13 protein-coding genes and 1 pseudogene are annotated in these 15,013 nt (G+C 57.7%); 11 read left to right on the top strand and 3 right to left on the bottom strand.

All coding sequences use genetic code 11. The features are described from left to right. Positions 1–122: 122 nt before the first annotated feature. Complete coding sequence (locus J2X72_RS06830; RefSeq protein WP_310070017.1) at positions 123–1,793, bottom strand: FAD-dependent oxidoreductase; 1,671 nt, start codon at positions 1,791–1,793, stop codon at positions 123–125. A gap of 500 nt (positions 1,794–2,293) precedes the next feature. Between J2X72_RS06830 and J2X72_RS06825 the strand changes: the two genes are divergently transcribed. The 6 genes from J2X72_RS06825 to J2X72_RS06800 all read left to right on the top strand — a co-directional run bounded on the left by J2X72_RS06825 (position 2,294) and on the right by J2X72_RS06800 (position 8,916). Then, entirely contained in the window at positions 2,294–4,684 is a 2,391-nt protein-coding gene (locus J2X72_RS06825; RefSeq protein ID WP_310070015.1) for a xanthine dehydrogenase family protein molybdopterin-binding subunit, read from the top strand. Next, on the top strand, positions 4,681–5,535 hold the full coding sequence (locus J2X72_RS06820) for an FAD binding domain-containing protein (RefSeq protein WP_310070012.1): 855 nt from the start codon (positions 4,681–4,683) through the stop codon (positions 5,533–5,535). Before J2X72_RS06825 ends, J2X72_RS06820 begins: the two co-directional genes overlap by 4 nt. Next, positions 5,528–5,992, top strand: a complete 465-nt coding sequence (locus J2X72_RS06815) for a 2Fe-2S iron-sulfur cluster-binding protein (RefSeq protein WP_310070011.1) — start codon at positions 5,528–5,530, stop codon at positions 5,990–5,992. The genes J2X72_RS06820 and J2X72_RS06815 overlap by 8 nt, the downstream gene beginning before the upstream one ends. Positions 5,993–5,999: 7 nt before the next feature. Next, positions 6,000–6,794, top strand: coding sequence for a cyclase family protein (locus J2X72_RS06810; protein WP_310070008.1), 795 nt, complete (start codon positions 6,000–6,002; stop codon positions 6,792–6,794). A gap of 25 nt (positions 6,795–6,819) precedes the next feature. Then, positions 6,820–8,127, top strand: a complete 1,308-nt coding sequence (locus J2X72_RS06805; RefSeq protein ID WP_310070004.1) for an MFS transporter — start codon at positions 6,820–6,822, stop codon at positions 8,125–8,127. A gap of 132 nt (positions 8,128–8,259) precedes the next feature. Further along, positions 8,260–8,916, top strand: coding sequence for a TetR family transcriptional regulator (locus J2X72_RS06800; protein ID WP_310070000.1), 657 nt, complete (start codon positions 8,260–8,262; stop codon positions 8,914–8,916). Positions 8,917–9,028: 112 nt separating this feature from the next. Here the strand turns inward: J2X72_RS06800 and J2X72_RS06795 are convergent, their stop codons facing one another. Continuing rightward, positions 9,029–9,934: a LysR family transcriptional regulator gene (locus J2X72_RS06795; RefSeq protein WP_310069997.1), complete on the bottom strand. Its 906-nt coding sequence runs from the start codon at positions 9,932–9,934 to the stop codon at positions 9,029–9,031. A gap of 117 nt (positions 9,935–10,051) precedes the next feature. Here J2X72_RS06795 and J2X72_RS06790 point away from each other — a divergent pair. Beyond that, a pseudogene (locus tag J2X72_RS06790) lies at positions 10,052–10,473 on the top strand (DoxX family protein). A 45-nt stretch (positions 10,474–10,518) separates the two neighbouring features. Then, positions 10,519–11,391, top strand: a complete 873-nt coding sequence (locus tag J2X72_RS06785) for an NmrA family NAD(P)-binding protein (protein ID WP_310069994.1) — start codon at positions 10,519–10,521, stop codon at positions 11,389–11,391. Between the two features lie 39 nt (positions 11,392–11,430). Here J2X72_RS06785 and J2X72_RS06780 read toward each other — a convergent pair whose 3' ends face one another. Then, entirely contained in the window at positions 11,431–12,447 is a 1,017-nt protein-coding gene (locus J2X72_RS06780; RefSeq protein ID WP_310069991.1) for a fumarylacetoacetate hydrolase family protein, read from the bottom strand. Positions 12,448–12,692: 245 nt separating this feature from the next. On the opposite strand from J2X72_RS06780, the gene J2X72_RS06775 reads away from it, so the two are divergent. The 3 genes from J2X72_RS06775 (at position 12,693) to J2X72_RS06765 (ending at position 14,995) form a co-directional block, all read left to right on the top strand. Then, entirely contained in the window at positions 12,693–13,256 is a 564-nt protein-coding gene (locus J2X72_RS06775; protein WP_310069989.1) for a TetR/AcrR family transcriptional regulator, read from the top strand. 242 nt (positions 13,257–13,498) lie between these two features. Then, complete coding sequence (locus J2X72_RS06770; RefSeq protein ID WP_310069985.1) at positions 13,499–14,176, top strand: glutathione S-transferase N-terminal domain-containing protein; 678 nt, start codon at positions 13,499–13,501, stop codon at positions 14,174–14,176. A 129-nt stretch (positions 14,177–14,305) separates the two neighbouring features. Further along, the gene (locus J2X72_RS06765) at positions 14,306–14,995 is read left to right on the top strand and encodes an SDR family NAD(P)-dependent oxidoreductase (protein WP_310069982.1); all 690 of its coding nucleotides are present in this window, start codon (positions 14,306–14,308) and stop codon (positions 14,993–14,995) included. The last annotated feature ends 18 nt before the right edge of the window (positions 14,996–15,013 follow it).

The raw sequence follows: 15,013 nt of genomic DNA, 5'->3' as shown, positions 1-15,013 counted from the left end.
AGGAGCGTAGCTGCCGTCACGTCCGGAACGGCAGCTACGAGACGAGCCACGGGTACGGCCGGGTGGTCAGGCTCCGGTAAGACGGCGCGTTCACTCGACATCCCTACCTCCAATCACCCGGTTCAAGCGGCGGGCAGGGGCGTTAAGGAAAGAAAGCGATGCAGCGCAGCTACAACCTGCGCGCCTTCTCCGATGGCCGCTCCCACCCTTTTGGTAGAGCCCGAACGAACGTCGCCGATCGCGAAAACGCCAGGCACGGATGTTTCCAGTTCATTCGAAGCGGGCGGTAATACAGATCCTCCGGTCGACACAAAATTGGCGCGGTCCAGCGAAACGCCACATCCTGACAGCCATTCGGTGGCTGGGTCGGCTCCGATGAAGAGAAACAGATTTCGGGTTTCGGCGTGCGATTTCTTGCCCGTGCGACGGTCGACCAAGGAAAGCCCAGTCAAACCGGATCCGTCGCTTTGAAAGGCATCTATCTCGGTATGATAATGCACCGTAACGTTCGGTGCCGACTGGATGCGGTTGATCAGATAGCTCGACATGCTGGCCGCAAGGCCTTCGCCCCGGACGAGCATCTGAACGGACCGAGCATGTGATGAGAGGTAGATGACTGCTTGACCCGCCGAATTGCCACCTCCGACGACGTAGACGTCCTGATCCTTGCAGAGCCGTGCTTCAATGGGCGATGCCCAGTACCAAATTCCGCGACCTTCCAGATCTTTCAGGCCGTCGATATCTGGACGTCGATAGTAAGCACCGGAGGCGATCACGACGGAGCGGGCGCGCACCACGTGTCCTTCACGGGTGTTCAGGACGAAATAACCGCCCGGCTTTGTGCAGTCGAGAGACTCGATCCCCGTTGGTATCATCATTTCCGCTCCAAATTTCTGGGCCTGGCTATAGGCGCGAGCGGTGAGGGCGAAGCCTGAAATTCCCGTTGGGAAACCGAAATAGTTTTCGATACGGGCGCTCGCACCTGCCTGGCCTCCGAAAGACCTCGCGTCGCAGACAGCCACGGTCAAGCCCTCGGACGCAGCGTAAACGGCGGTGGACAGGCCCGCCGGACCAGCTCCGACAACGGCGACGTCATAGTGGTTCCTGCTCGGTTCGGATGACATTCCGAGAGAGGCCGCGACCTGCTCGACATTCGGATTTTGAAGGATCGAACCGTCTGCGAGCACGACAAGCGGCAGGCTCGCCAGCGATGTTCCTGCGCGGGCAAAGAGCTCCGCTGCGTCGGCATCCTTGACAGGGTCGATGATTACAAAAGGGTGTCCATTTCGTCGAAAGAAACCCTGCAGGCGGATAACGCCCGCATCATTTTCTGAGCCGACGATGGTCGGCCCCACCGTCGCCCCCTCGATAAGATTGACCCTACGAAGGATCAGTGCCCGCATGATGCGCTCGCCTATTTCGGCATCAGCGATCAGAAGTGACCGCAAGCGGTCCGGTTCCAGGAGCAACGCAACCGTATCACCTTCGGCATATCCGTCCACCAGCGCGGTCCGGCCGGAAAGATTCCCGGTCTCCCCGATGAAGCCGCCTGGGCCGTATTCCGCGATCGGCGTAACATGGCCGAAGATATTCTTGACCGCTATCGTCGCACACCCCTCAAGGATCACGAACAGACCTGGGCTTTTCTCTCCCGCGCGCAGAACCCGTTCGCCGTCCCGGAAGCGAACGACCGTGCCGAACGGTCTCAGGCGATCGATTTCGAATGGCCTAAAGACAGGAAAGGTCTGATCATGTCTCGCACTCGAGGCTTGAGGTGAGCTTACTTTGGTCATCGGTATCTCCAGGTCCGTTCAGCAGTTGGTCAGCCGAACAATCAACTTTTCAAAATTCCTGCCTTCCAAAGAGCCGATGCGGCCCCTGAATGCGTCTCCAGACCGTCGATGAAATCTGCGCGATAGCTAGTAGCGACAGCTGCCTTAATGGTTTCTCCGAGTCGGATTTGGTCCGCGTATTCGAAATTGTGATATCCGCGTAACGGGGCATATAGCGACTTACACCGGAGTTAACCAATAGAAACTTCAAAAAATGAAGTGTCTATTATACAAAGATGTTATTGTCCTCTCTTGTCTGACGTTGTCCCGTACTGGTCGAGCGAAATCCAAAGCCAGCTTCACCACGATCAGATATTGAATTGACATGTTCAAACGCTTGTTTTAAACACATGTATGACTGAGGAGGAGCTGATGTCAAGTTTCAAGTATTCGACGACTAACGCGACGGGAATGGTTAGAGGGCGAGGTGGATTGACGGCGAAGGCGCGAGAGCAGAGCTGATGAGTGGCGATGCCCTTCCGCGTGACTTTCAGGGTCCAAAATCCGTCGGCACTAGCGTCCCTCGTCTAAACGCCGAGGCATTCGTGACCGGGGCGGCGGTCTATGCAGCCGATGTCATACCTTCCGACGTCCTTCATCTCCGTGTGGTGCGGAGTTCATACGCGAGAGCGAAAATAATTAGCATTTTCACGAAGGACGCCGAGCGGATTCCCGGATTTGTCACGTTCGTTTCGGCATCCGACATGTGGCAATTCACGCGGCCCACGCCATCGCGTTTCTCGAAGGACCGATTCCCGGGACCCCTCGATGTTCGGCCCCTCGCGCTTGACGAGGTCAAGTATGTCGGAGAGCCAGTCATCGCAGTGCTTGCCGAAAGTCCCGCCGCAGCGAGACTTGCGGCTGAGCTTATAACAATAGAATACGAACCGCTTGCGCCGATTCTCAATCCGATTGCCGCCTTGACCGCTGTGGAATATGTGCACCCCCAGTGGAAGACGAACGTTGCTGCCCACGATGTCATCCGGGTAGGCGATCCGGAATCTGAATTTTTTAGGCCGGACGTCGTCACGGTTTCGGGAAAGCTCACCGTCGAGTGTTCAACGAGCGCGCCGATCGAAATGCGCTCCTATGTGGCTGAATGGGATCCGCGAGCGGCGCGCCTCAAAATTCAAGGGGCGTTCCAGATGCCCCACCCGTCGAGGTGGACCATCGCTCATGCGCTGGGTCTCAAGGAGAGCCAGGTGCAAATCGTGGCTCAGAACATCGGCGGAACATTCGGGCTCAAGATGGTCGGCCATCCCGAAGAGGTCCTCGTTGGATTCCTTGCGATGAAGACTCAGAGGCGCGTCGCGTTCGTCGAGGATCGTGACGAATGTTTCCTCGCGCGAGGGAGGGAACAGACCCACTCATTTCAGATTGCCGCCACTCGCGATGGCAGGATAACGGCTTTCCGCGATCGCATGGTCGCCGACATCGGAGCAGTCGGTGCTGGCGGCGGCTGGCAGATGGCCTTGGTGACGGCCGCCGTCATGCCTACTGTATACAAGATAGAGAATTGCCTCATCGACTGTTCGCTGGCGACAACCAACAAGTCACCGTGGCAGGGTATCAGGGGATACGGAAAGGAAATCGGAAACCTGGTGGTCGAGCGGGCTGTCGAGCTTCTTGCTGCGGCGTTGTCCATGGACCCGAACGAGCTTCGCCGGCTGAATCTCAATCCCTCCGATGCATTTCCCTACCGACTTCCGTCTGGAATGATCGTGGACAGCGGCGACTACGCGCCCGCGCTCAAGAAACTCGAAGGAATGCGGCGTGGATGGCCGGCGCAGAGAGCCGCCACCGCTCATGACGAGACCGCCATCGGACACGGGTTTGCGTTCGAGTTGACCCCGGAAGGCGCGGCGTTCCCCGGTGCTGTGCCGAGCGGTTTTGAGACCGCGACCGTCAAAGTCGATCCGAGCGGCGAAATTACCGTGCTGGCAAGTATCACCTCACCAGGTGGCGGTAACGAAACCGGACTGGCGCAGCTTGTCGGCGATGTGTTCGGAGCGGCTCCCGACGTGATCACGGTCAGACAGGGCGACACCGAGGTCACGCCGTTCGGTGGCGGCAACAGCAGCAGCAGGAGTCTGATGCTGTGTGGGGCGGCGGCGGTCGCCGCAGCACAGGACGTACTGTCGAAACTCGCTAGATGTGCGGCAAACCTGCTGCAATGCGACCCCGCGGAAACGGTTTTTCACGATGGCGAGGTCTTCTCGATCCGCTCGCCTGAAAAGAGGCTGATATTCGGCGCGGTCGCACTTGCGGTTTACACCCACCCCTTTTCCTCTGGTGACGGTGTCGAGCTGCCTCTGCAATCGACAAAGAGCTATAAAGCCCAGAATGTCCGCCACGTTCCCGACGAACAAGGCCGCATCAATGCGTATCCGTCCTATCCCTATTCGGTCCACGCCGCAGCAGTTGAGGTGTCGCATGATACGGGCGTGGTTCGGGTTTTGAAATATTCCGTCGTCCACGATTGCGGAACCGTAATCAATCCGGCTCTCGTCGATGGGCAGATGCGCGGCGCGGTGGTGATGGGTATCGGAGCTGCACTTTGGGAGCGGATGGAAACGGACGAGAACGGTCGCAAGGTCAACGACCGCCTGAAGAACTATCTTCTGCCAAGGGCGCTGGACGTTCCTGCCATCGAGATTGGTAATCAACTCACTCCCAGCATGTTTCATCCGCTCGGAATGAAGGGCGCTGGAGAATCTGGTGTCGGAGGGGCGATGGCTTGCGTGATAAACGCCGTCGGTGACGCGATCGGGGCCGAAGCCGCCAGCCGGCTCGACACCATCCCGGCAACACCCCTACGAATACTCAGGGCCCTGAGGGGAGCGAACTCATGATCGCTCATTCCTTCGAGTATGTCGCGCCATCGTCGATGGAAGAAGCTGTTTCTTACCTGACGATTTCTGGCCATTCCGCTGCAGTTCTCGGAGGCGGCACGATGCTGCTGCCCGCCATGAGCCGATCGGAGGAAAGGCCGTCCCTTTTGGTTGATCTCCGTCGACTGGGGTTGACGGAGATCACCGAGCGCACGGCCGATATCATCATCGGCGCGCGCACGACATATGATCACATTCTCGCGTCGCCTTTGACGCAGCGCGCCGCGCCAATTCTGGTGTCGATGGCGTCGGGAATTACAGGCGGCAGAAGCATCACCGGGCAGGGCACTCTGGTCGGATCGGCATGCTATGCCAATCCTGCGTCCGATATCCCGGCTTGCCTTGCCGCACTAGACGCACGCGTTTTGCTCGCGAGCGACAGCGGAACACGCGAACTGCCGATACGGGAATTTCTCTTGGGTGGCTTTCGGACAGCCCGCAGGACAGATGAGATTGCAACGGCGCTTGCTATCCCCAAACCCCGCGGCCAATCAGCTTGGGCCTACCGCAAAGTGAAGCTGAGCGAGAGCTCTTGGCCGATTATCACCGTTGCCTGCCTCGTCGCGGAGGGTTCGGAGGGTTCCGCCGATGTTACGATCTGCATCGGGGGCCTCGCAGCGACACCTCTGGTGGGGAAATGCATGGTTGAAACGGAGGGTACGGGGTCGCTGGAGACCATGCTGCGACACGTTACGGAAAAGATTGCCGCGCCTTGGACGGACGAGCTTGCCGACGCCGAATATCGCGCTCTCGCCGCCCCACCCGTCGCGCGCAGGGTCCTGCGGGAAGCCCTGGTGAAATACAATGCGTGAAAACACCCTCACTCTTATCGTCAACGGATCGGAGCGGGAGGTTCCCCGCGACGCCCAGCTTCTGCTCGTCGATGTCCTTCGCGAAGACCTTGGCCTCAAAGCCACTCATATCGGATGCCTCAGCGGCGACTGCGGCGCGTGTTCAGTAATGATCGATGGGGAGGTTCGAAAGTCATGTCTGAACCTCGCCGTCGCAACGGAAGGCCGTGCCGTCGTCACACTCGAAGGCCAAGGCAGCGTGATTATGAGGGCGCTTCAGGCGGCCTTCATCTCGGCGAACGCGTTCCAATGCGGTTTCTGCACCGCCGGAATGTTGATGGCGGCCGCCGATCTTCTCAAAAGAAATCCGGAACCCGGAACGGAAGAAATCCGACAGGCGATCAGCGGAAACCTATGCCGCTGCACTGGCTACGAACCGATCGTTAACGCCATCCAGGAAGTAGCCCAAAGGAAATGACACCCCAATGATGATTGAAACGGTTTTTATCGCTGGCCAAGAACTGCGAGTGTTGGACCTGAGCGACAGGCTTGATAATGCAACAGCAGAGTTCGAGCCGACGCCACATCAAATCCGCTACCTTACGCCTGACAAGTCGCCGGAAGTCATTAAGGAAAAGCGAGGCATCCCGGTAGATGTCTGGCCGAATGGGCTGGGGTGGTCGTCGGAGATTACCACTATGCCAACCCACTCAGGTACGCACGTGGACGCGCCCTCGCATTACGGTCCGCGCATCGACGGGAAACCCGCCCGCACGATCGACCAGGTTCCTCTGCGATGGTGCATGAGCGACGGCGTCGTCCTCAATTTCTCACAGGCCGCGCCGGGCTACGGGATCACGGCCGCAGACGTGGAGAAGAAGCTCCAAGAAATCACCTACACGCTCAAGCCCTTCGATATCGTGCTCATCCGAACCGATGTTTCGAAGCGCTTCAAGGAAGCAGGGTACGAGAACCTGCACCCCGGATTAACCCGGGCGGCGACCGAGTATCTGGTCGACCGCGGAGTCAAGCTCATCGGCATCGATGCATGGGGCCTCGATCGCCCTTTCGATGCCATGCTCGCGGACACGAACCACTCGGAATCTCGGTTCTGGGAAGCGCATCTTCTCGGGCGCGAAAAAGAATATTGCCAGATCGAAAAGCTCTGCAACCTGGCCGACCTCCCTGAATCCAGCGGTTTCACCGTACTCGCACTTCCGGTGAAACTCGCCGATGCGAGCGCAGGCTGGTCGCGGGTGGTCGCCCTCGTGCAAGTCTAGACAAGCTATCTTAGGAGGAGATGAAATGGCAATTCAACATACACCTCAGACAACGACTGCTCGCAAGACGGCGGTCGCCAGTCTCATAGGAACGTGCATCGAGTGGTATGACTTCTACATTTATGGGACGGCTTCGGCACTTGTTTTCAGCACCTTGTTCTTCCCATCCTATGACCCAACGGTCGGCACGATGCTATCGTTCGCCACCTTTGCGATCGGCGCACTGATGCGTCCCCTCGGGGGGCTTATCTGCGGTCACTATGGTGACAAGGTCGGGCGCAAGTCGATGCTCGTCGCCACTCTCCTTGGAATGGGCGTCGTGACGTTCTTAATTGGGCTGCTACCGACATATAGCCAGATCGGCATCCTTGCGCCGATTCTTCTCATTATCCTACGGATGCTTCAGGGGGTGGCGTTCGGTGGCGAATGGGGCGGAGCCGTTCTAATGGCTGTCGAGCACGCTCCCAAGGAAAGGAAGGGTTTCTTCGGCAGCTTCCCGCACATGGGATCGCCGATTGCGCTATTTCTGTCGACCGGAACATTCTCCCTACTGGCGCTCCTCCCTAAGGACGACTTCATGTCGTGGGGCTGGCGCATCCCGTTCCTGCTCAGTGCACTTCTCGTTATCGTCGGTATGGTGCTTCGTCTCCAGTTGTTCGAGTCACCGGACTTCCAGAAGGTGCTCGACAGTCAAAAGGTCGTCGAGCGTCCTGTTGTCGAAGTGTTCCGCCATCATTGGAGGCAAATTCTGGTCGGGGTCTGCGTAGCTATCGGCCCGATTGTTGCTTTCTACGTACAGACACTGTTTGTCGTGTCCTACGCGATGCAGTCCGTGGGAATAGCGCGCGATGTCGTCCTCAACGCGATCTTGATCGGTTCGGCTGTTGAACTGGTTCTCCTCGGCGCGTTCGCTTGGCTCTCTGACATCATCGGCCGAAAGCCAGTGGCCCTTTTCGGAGCTGGGTTTACGGCGATCACCGCGTACCCGTTCTTCCTTTTGGTGGACGGGGGCACCCTTGGTAGCGTGACCGCCGCTGTCTGCATGGCGATGGTGGGGATCAGCGCCATCTACGCGGTACTTCCCGCGTATCTTTCCGATCTTTTCGAGCCCCACGTTCGCTACAGCGGCATTTCCGCTTCGTTCACGTTGGCGTCCGGTATCCTTGGGGGCTTCACGCCCGCGATCGCTACGGGCCTATTCGCCTGGGCTGACTCATCGGTCCCAGTCACCATCTATCTCGCGATCATAAGCCTCATAAGCTTCTTCGCGGTACTCGGGGCCCGCCGTCGGGGCATTGCTCCACAGGCGGCACAACTGCGCAGCGTGAACTGAAGTACTTAACGCCAGGATAGGGACCAGTCGTTCTCGGTCCCTATCCGTTGACGGCGTGCTTTTATTGCAAACACCGAGCGGCTTCTATATTAAAGCGCGCAACGGGCGATAGCCCTCAGGCCAAGAGTCGAGATGGACAACCAGCGGCAGTTCACAACGGGGTCGGAAGTTTCCGAAAGAATACTGGAGACGGCGGAATCCCTCTTTGCGCGCAAGGGGTTCGCGGTATCCCTTCGGGAGATCACGGCGGCTGCCGATGTCAACGTCGCTGCGGTCAACTATTACTTCGGCTCCAAGACGCAGCTCACGGAAGCGGTGTTTGATCGTCTCTCATTACGAGTTAACTCCGAACGCCTCGCGGCGCTCGAAGAGCTCATCTCTTCGGCAAAAAACGGCACACGGAAAGTCGAAGTGAGAGACATTGTTAAGGTGTTTGTCCGACCGTATATCTATCCGGCCGAGAAGGGCCAGTTGTTGGCGAGGCTGATCCTCCAGCACCGTATCGAACGATCCGCCCTTACCAGCACGATAATCCAGCGCCACTTCGACCCCATGGCGGCAAAGTTCATCGAGGCGCTTAGTCATGCAGCCGGAGCGCCGCAGCCGAAGTCCTTCTATTGGCGCTACGTGTTCATGGTTGGGGCGATCGTATTGACGGTCACCGACGTGGGACCAAACAGCCGCCTGGAACGTCTTTCGGATGGCAGCATGGATGCGGGTCTCGACGCCATGGAAAAGGAAATCGTCGATTTTCTAGTAGGCGGGATGACCGCGACGAGTTCTGGATGAACGCGACGTTGTCGGATATTTCTTAAACACACGCCAGGTTCTGCCAGGTCGAAGAGCCTTTCCGTGTGGATAACCACAAGGTGGGCCCACCACGCATTAACAAAGCATTTCGCTATTCCAGATACGGGGTCAGCACATCTTCGATCCATTTCATGAATACGCGGACTCGGCGCGACAGATTGCTCCGATGTGCTACAACGAGGGAAACGGCGATCGCCCGGCGACGAAAATCGGGCATGATCTCCACTAGCGCTCCACTCTCAAAATATTGGCCAATCCCCAAGAGTGGGGCTTGAATCAAGCCAAGGCCGGCGAGGGCAGCGGCGTCGTAGGTCTGTGCGCTGTTGACGTGCAGCGCACCTGGCAACTGAAGCGTCGCGTAGCTGCCGCCGTCCGGATATTCCCATCCATAGGGTCTTGCGCCCAGCATCGTCGAAAAATGAATTGTCCGATGTTCCTGACGCTGGAGATCTTCTAGCGATCGAGGGACGCCAAAGCGCGCCAGATAGGCGGGACTGGCAGCGTTGACCATGCGCAACAAGCCCAGCGGGCGGGCAATCAGCGTCTCATCCCCTATGGGTCCAAGCCGCAATACACAGTCGAACCCCTCTTGAACCAGATCGACTTGTCGATCAGTACTTGACATTTCGAGTTCCAACTCGGGGTGAGCTGCCATGAAGTCCGGCAAGGCCGGCACGATCGTTGTGCGCGCCACCTCGGTCGGAAGATCGACCCGTAAACGTCCGCGAAGTGCCACGCGATCGCCAGCAAACATTGAGTGTAGGTCATCGACTTCAGCAAGCAGATCGCGGGCACGGGCATGAAATGCGCGTCCGTCCTCCGTCAACTGCACGCTGCGCGTCGTCCGATGCAGGAGCCTGACGCCGACATCTTCTTCCAGCTTCCGGACCGCCGTTGAGGCTCTCCCCTTTTGGATGCCCAGGCTGTCGGCAGCGCGGGTGAAGCTCCCCATTTCCGCTACGGTTATGAAAATGAGGATGGGTTGGAGGTTCTGCATTTTCGTACCTCTGTATTGTTCACTCTGAATAGAACAGTGAGTTCCCATTCCTAGTGTTTATCGCACCTGAGAGACCCAGTAATCTTCGAATTAGAAATTCCAATCGGAGAATGACAAGTGTCCGAAACTATGAACCAGCGTCAGGTGCCTGAAACTACGATCTTGCATCGCTCCCTGTGGGCCGGCCGGATAATGAGCGCGCTTGTCATTATCGCTCTGGTGGCAGATGGGACTATTCAGCTTTTCGCGCCGGCACAGATCGCGAGCATGTTGCAGGAAACCGGGTTCGCGATGGACCTGACCCGTATCGTGGGTCCGATCATACTCGCGTGCGCCATCCTATACGCCATCCCGGCCACCGCCGTCCTCGGCGCGATCCTGGTGACGGGCTTTCTGGGAGGCGCGATCTGCGCCCATGTCCGCATCGGTGAGTTGGGATCACCGCCGGAAATCATTTCCCTGCTTCTGGGCGCGATGACTTGGGCGGCCTTTATCTGCGTGACCCTCGAATCCGGGCCATTCTACCGCTCATCCATTGAACCAAGTGGGGCAGTGCTCTGTCCCTCAACATCAGGAGAAAACGCATGTTTTTAGTAATGGGAATCACGGGAAAAGTGGGCGGCGCGACGGCAAGACATTTGCTAGCGCGAGGCAAGAAGGTGCGCGCGCTGGTCCGCGACCGCGAGAAGGCGTTGAGCTGGGCGAACCAGGGCGTGGAACTGGTTGACGGCGATTGGAATGATTCGGCAGCCATCGAGCGGGCGCTCAAAGGCGTCGAAGGCGCGTTCGTCATGTTGCCCCCGATCTGGGCTCCGTCGCCCGATTACAAAGAAGCCAAGGGCGTGATTGCAAACTATGTCGAGGCGCTCACCAGGGCAGCGCCGCCGCGAGTGGTTGCGCTTTCGTCAATGGGCGCGAACAGAACCAGCGGGCACGGGATGATCACGGCCTTGTCGCTTCTGGAGCAAGGTCTTCGCGACCTGATATCGCCAACGGCATTTGTGCGCGCAGGCGGGTTCTTCGAAAATTTTCTTTTCGGCCTGCAGGTCGCGCAGGGCGGAACGCTACCCGCCTTCTACAATCCGACAAACCGGAAATCGACCATGGTCGCGACGGACGACATCGGCGCGCAGATCGCAACCCTTTTGACCGGGCCAGCGTGGTCAGGGCAGCGCATCGTCGAGATTGGTTCGATGGTCGCTGCGGATGAAGTCGCGGCGCAATTGGGCGAAGTCCTGAATCTCGACGTGAAAGCCTTTGCAATCCCGCGTGCAGGGTGGGCGGAAGCGTTACAGCAATTCGGCATCCCGAAAGGCCGCAGCGGACCTGCCGAAGAAATGTACGAGGCCGTGAATGCGGGATGGATGGACCTCGGCGTCGAGGGTACGGAGCATGTACCGGGTACGACGTCGGCACGCGACGTCTTCGCGGCGGCCCAGAAGGCCGTGACGGCGTGAACCGACGTTCAAATCAAAGAAGATCGGGATACACAGTCTTCAGTGAGAAGATCGGACAACCACCCTTTGTTCGATGGCACCGAAGATTGAGAGATGGCCACTATTTACCATCTCGATGCGGACGATATCGCCGTCTTTGAGATATGGGGTTTTTGCCGAGCCCTCAAGTATAGTCTCGACCATCCTGATTTCCGAGATACAGGAGTACCCGGCACCACCATTGGCGATGGATTTCCCCGGCCCACCTTGGCTGTCGCGGTTGGAGACGGTACCCGAGCCGATTATTGTTCCGGCAGCGAGCGCACGGGTCTTGGCCGCGTGCACAATAAGGTCGGGGAAATCGAAAGTCATTTCCAGGCCAGCATTTGGCGCTCCAAATGGAGCACCATTCACGAAGCTGAGCAATGGAAGATGCAGACGGCCACCATCCCAATGATCGCCCAACTCGTCCACGGTTACCGCTATCGGTGAGAAAGAGGAAGCCGGCTTTGATTGAAAAAATCCGAAACCTTTGGCGATTTCGTCCGGAATAAGGTTTCGCAGTGATACGTCGTTGACGAGCATCACCAATTTTATTGCGCTCATCGCTTCGTCGCGCCCCGCGCCCGCTTCGACATCGCCAACGATAACTGCTACTTCGCCCTCGAAATCTATGCCCCATGCTTCATTGGCAGCTTGAATGTCCCCACGCGGTGACAAAAATCCGTCGGAACCGCCCTGGTACATCAAGGGATTGGTCCAGAAGCTGTCCGGCATTTCTGCTCCCCGCGCCTTGCGGACAAGATCGACATGGTTGACGTAGGCCGAGCCGTCTGCCCACTGATATGCGCGGGGCAGCGGGCTCGCGCATGCTTTTTCATCGAAGGAGAAGCGATTCCCGTCGCCAGCATTCAGTCGATCTGCTCTTTCACGCAGCAAGGGCTCCGCGTTTCGCCAATCATCAAAAGCGGACTGTAGGGTAGGTCTGATGTCAGATGCATCTGACGCAAACAAATTATCGGTGCTAACAACGATCAAGCGACCGTCGCGGCCGAAATTTAGACTGGCAACTTTCAAGATATGCTCCTCCTTGTGGTGCTATCGGCAGGAAGCGTGTACTCCTACCTCAGTAGATCAAACATATGTTTCAAACATGTGTTTGAAGTCAAGGCGTTTTGTTAAATGCGCGTAGTTGCTTCCTCCTGTTTGACAGGGCTGGACCCTCGACCACACTGACAATATCGGCTATCTGTTTGATATGCCTAACCTCATAGGTCGGCATCTGTCGGAAGTGAAAACAGAGCAGAGAACAGGAGGCTGGATTGCGCTACCCTGCGTCTGAGACCGCCGAGAAACACGAGCGGATACTGGACCAAGCCTCGCGCCTCTTTCGGGAAAGGGGGCTTAGCGACGTTTCAGTAAATGAGCTCATGAAGGCGGCCCAGCTAACCCACGGCGCGTTCTACAACCATTTCGAGTCTAAGCAGCACCTTGTCACCGAATGCGTCGAGCACGTGCAGGCATCGGCACTGGGACGGATAACCAGCGTCGACCCCTCGAAGGAAGGCTGGGCCGCCTTCTCTTCGATGTATCTCAGTGCGGGAGCACGGGACAACCCGGGTGGGGCCTGCCTCATTTCGTCCCTAGCTCCCGAGATCGCCCGGGACGACACGGCCCGCCCAGCTATGACGAGATATGTCCGTAGCGTTATAGACAAGATCGCCACACACTTCCCCTGGCCCAGAAGCAGCGACCCTCGTCGCAAGGCAATCAGGATGACAGCTTCGCTGGTAGGCGCGATGGTCCTTGCCCGCGCGGTCGATGACGAGATCCTCTCGAGGGAAATCCTCGAAGAAGTCATAGCTCAGGTATCGAGCGATATTTGATAGGGAATCGCACAGGCCACCCGGCGATCCAATCGGCAACGAATCCGATTTCCTTACGCGCAATTTTGTAATTTTTCCGCCATCGTTTTTCGAATTAGGCGAAGCCATCATTTTTTAAGACTTGTAGCTTCAAAAAATGAAGTTATAAAGCTTAACCATCATTCGCGTGCTGTATTGGTGAACCCGGGCCAACGCCGACCGGATCTCTCAACTCAAAATCATGATAAGAAAGATACGATAGAATGTTAAACCTCTACTTCCACGCTACCCCGAACTCGATGAAGGCAGCACTGCTAATTCAAGAACTCGAGCTGCCCGTCGATGTGACACCCATTGACATCTTCAAAGGGGAGCAACACACGTCCGAATTCCGCAAGATCAACCCCAACGCCAAGGTTCCGGCGATTGTTGACGACGGCGTCACCGTTTTCGATTCCCACGCCATCCTGCTTTACCTCGCCGAGAAACATGGCAAATTCCTCCCGACCGATCGGGCGGCAAGAGCAGCGGCTCTCTCGTGGCTTGAATTCGTCGCTTCCGGCCTTTCGCCATTTTCGGGCCAGGCAGTTCACTTTTTGCACTTCGCTCCAGACAACCTCGAGTACGCTACGAATAGGTATTTCAAGGAAGTCGAGCGGCACTACCGCGTTTTGGATGACCGTCTCGGTAAAGCGAAGTTCCTTGCTGGCGACGAATATACCATCGCCGATATGGCCTTGTGGGGTTGGGCTTCGCTCGCAGGCTTCATCTTCGGTGAAAAGGGGCTAACCGACTATCCGAACGTTAAGCGCTTCATGGACGAGATGGCAGCCCGTCCGGCAGTCGCACGTGCGCTCAAGATGAAGGAGCAGCAGGAATTCAAGGCCGAGGTCGATGAGGAAACTCGCCGTGCTCTGTTTCCGCAGAACATAGGGGGCTGAATCGGGGGTCGGATGTGGTGATCACTGACAATGTTTCAGCTAATCTCAGCCGCGGTTCATACTCGCTACCGCCGCGTTTCTGCTTGTCTTCTCGCACCGTGACCAAATCTCAATGAATGGAGATCGAAGATGACCGACTACCGCACCGCATTGATTATCGGAGCAGGACCCGGGATCAGCGCTTCGCTGACCAGAGCTCTCACCGCTTCGGGCGTACGCGTGGCCATGGCGGCGCGCGACACATTCAAGCTATCGGATCTTGCCGCCGAAACTGGCGCACGGGCCTTCTCGATCGTCGATGCCGCGGATCAGTTCTCTATCGAGCAGCTGTTCGAGGAAGTGGACCAGGGAATGGGAACTCCCGATGTAGTAGTCTACAACGCAAGCGCCCGGGCTCATGGACCGATTGCGGAACTCGACCCGAATGAGGTGCAGCGGGCAATCAGCATCACCGCTTTCGGCGGTTTCCTTGCCGTACACCACGCAGCCAAGCGAATGGTTCCCAATGGCCGGGGGGCGATCCTTCTCACGGGAGCCTCGGCAAGCATCAAGGGCTTTCCTCACTCGGCGGCCTTCGCCATGGGCAAGTTTGCGCTGAGGGGGCTCGCACAGAGCGCGGCCCGCGAGCTTGGGCCCAAGGGAATCCATGTCGCCCATTTCATCATTGACGGTAGCGTCAGGAAGGCGGGGAGTTCTGATCCGGCAGACGGGAAGCTGACTCCGGACGCCATCTCACAAAGCTACATGGATGTTCTGAAGCAGCCGCGTGACGCGTGGTCTCATGAGGTCGACCTACGGCCGTGGGCAGAGAAGTTCTAATATTTCAAATAGATGACG

It is taken from the genome of Phyllobacterium sp. 1468 (genome assembly GCF_031455525.1).
Lineage (GTDB): Bacteria > Pseudomonadota > Alphaproteobacteria > Rhizobiales > Rhizobiaceae > Phyllobacterium.
The sequence above is the reverse complement of the archived record's forward strand: the minus strand, read 5'-3'. Positions and strand labels throughout refer to the sequence as shown.

Bases quoted from the DNA above. Each gene is read 5' to 3' on its own strand.
- J2X72_RS06825 (WP_310070015.1), top strand. From the start codon at position 2,294: ATGAGTGGCGATGCCCTTCCGCGTGACTTTCAGGGTCCAAAATCCGTC.
- J2X72_RS06800 (WP_310070000.1), top strand. From the start codon at position 8,260: ATGGACAACCAGCGGCAGTTCACAACGGGGTCGGAAGTTTCCGAAAGA.
- J2X72_RS06805 (WP_310070004.1), top strand. From the start codon at position 6,820: ATGGCAATTCAACATACACCTCAGACAACGACTGCTCGCAAGACGGCG.
- J2X72_RS06820 (WP_310070012.1), top strand. From the start codon at position 4,681: ATGATCGCTCATTCCTTCGAGTATGTCGCGCCATCGTCGATGGAAGAA.
- J2X72_RS06785 (WP_310069994.1), top strand. From the start codon at position 10,519: ATGTTTTTAGTAATGGGAATCACGGGAAAAGTGGGCGGCGCGACGGCA.
- J2X72_RS06830 (WP_310070017.1), bottom strand. From the start codon at position 1,793: ATGACCAAAGTAAGCTCACCTCAAGCCTCGAGTGCGAGACATGATCAG.
- J2X72_RS06770 (WP_310069985.1), top strand. From the start codon at position 13,499: ATGTTAAACCTCTACTTCCACGCTACCCCGAACTCGATGAAGGCAGCA.
- J2X72_RS06765 (WP_310069982.1), top strand. From the start codon at position 14,306: ATGACCGACTACCGCACCGCATTGATTATCGGAGCAGGACCCGGGATC.
- J2X72_RS06815 (WP_310070011.1), top strand. From the start codon at position 5,528: ATGCGTGAAAACACCCTCACTCTTATCGTCAACGGATCGGAGCGGGAG.
- J2X72_RS06795 (WP_310069997.1), bottom strand. From the start codon at position 9,934: ATGCAGAACCTCCAACCCATCCTCATTTTCATAACCGTAGCGGAAATG.
- J2X72_RS06810 (WP_310070008.1), top strand. From the start codon at position 6,000: ATGATGATTGAAACGGTTTTTATCGCTGGCCAAGAACTGCGAGTGTTG.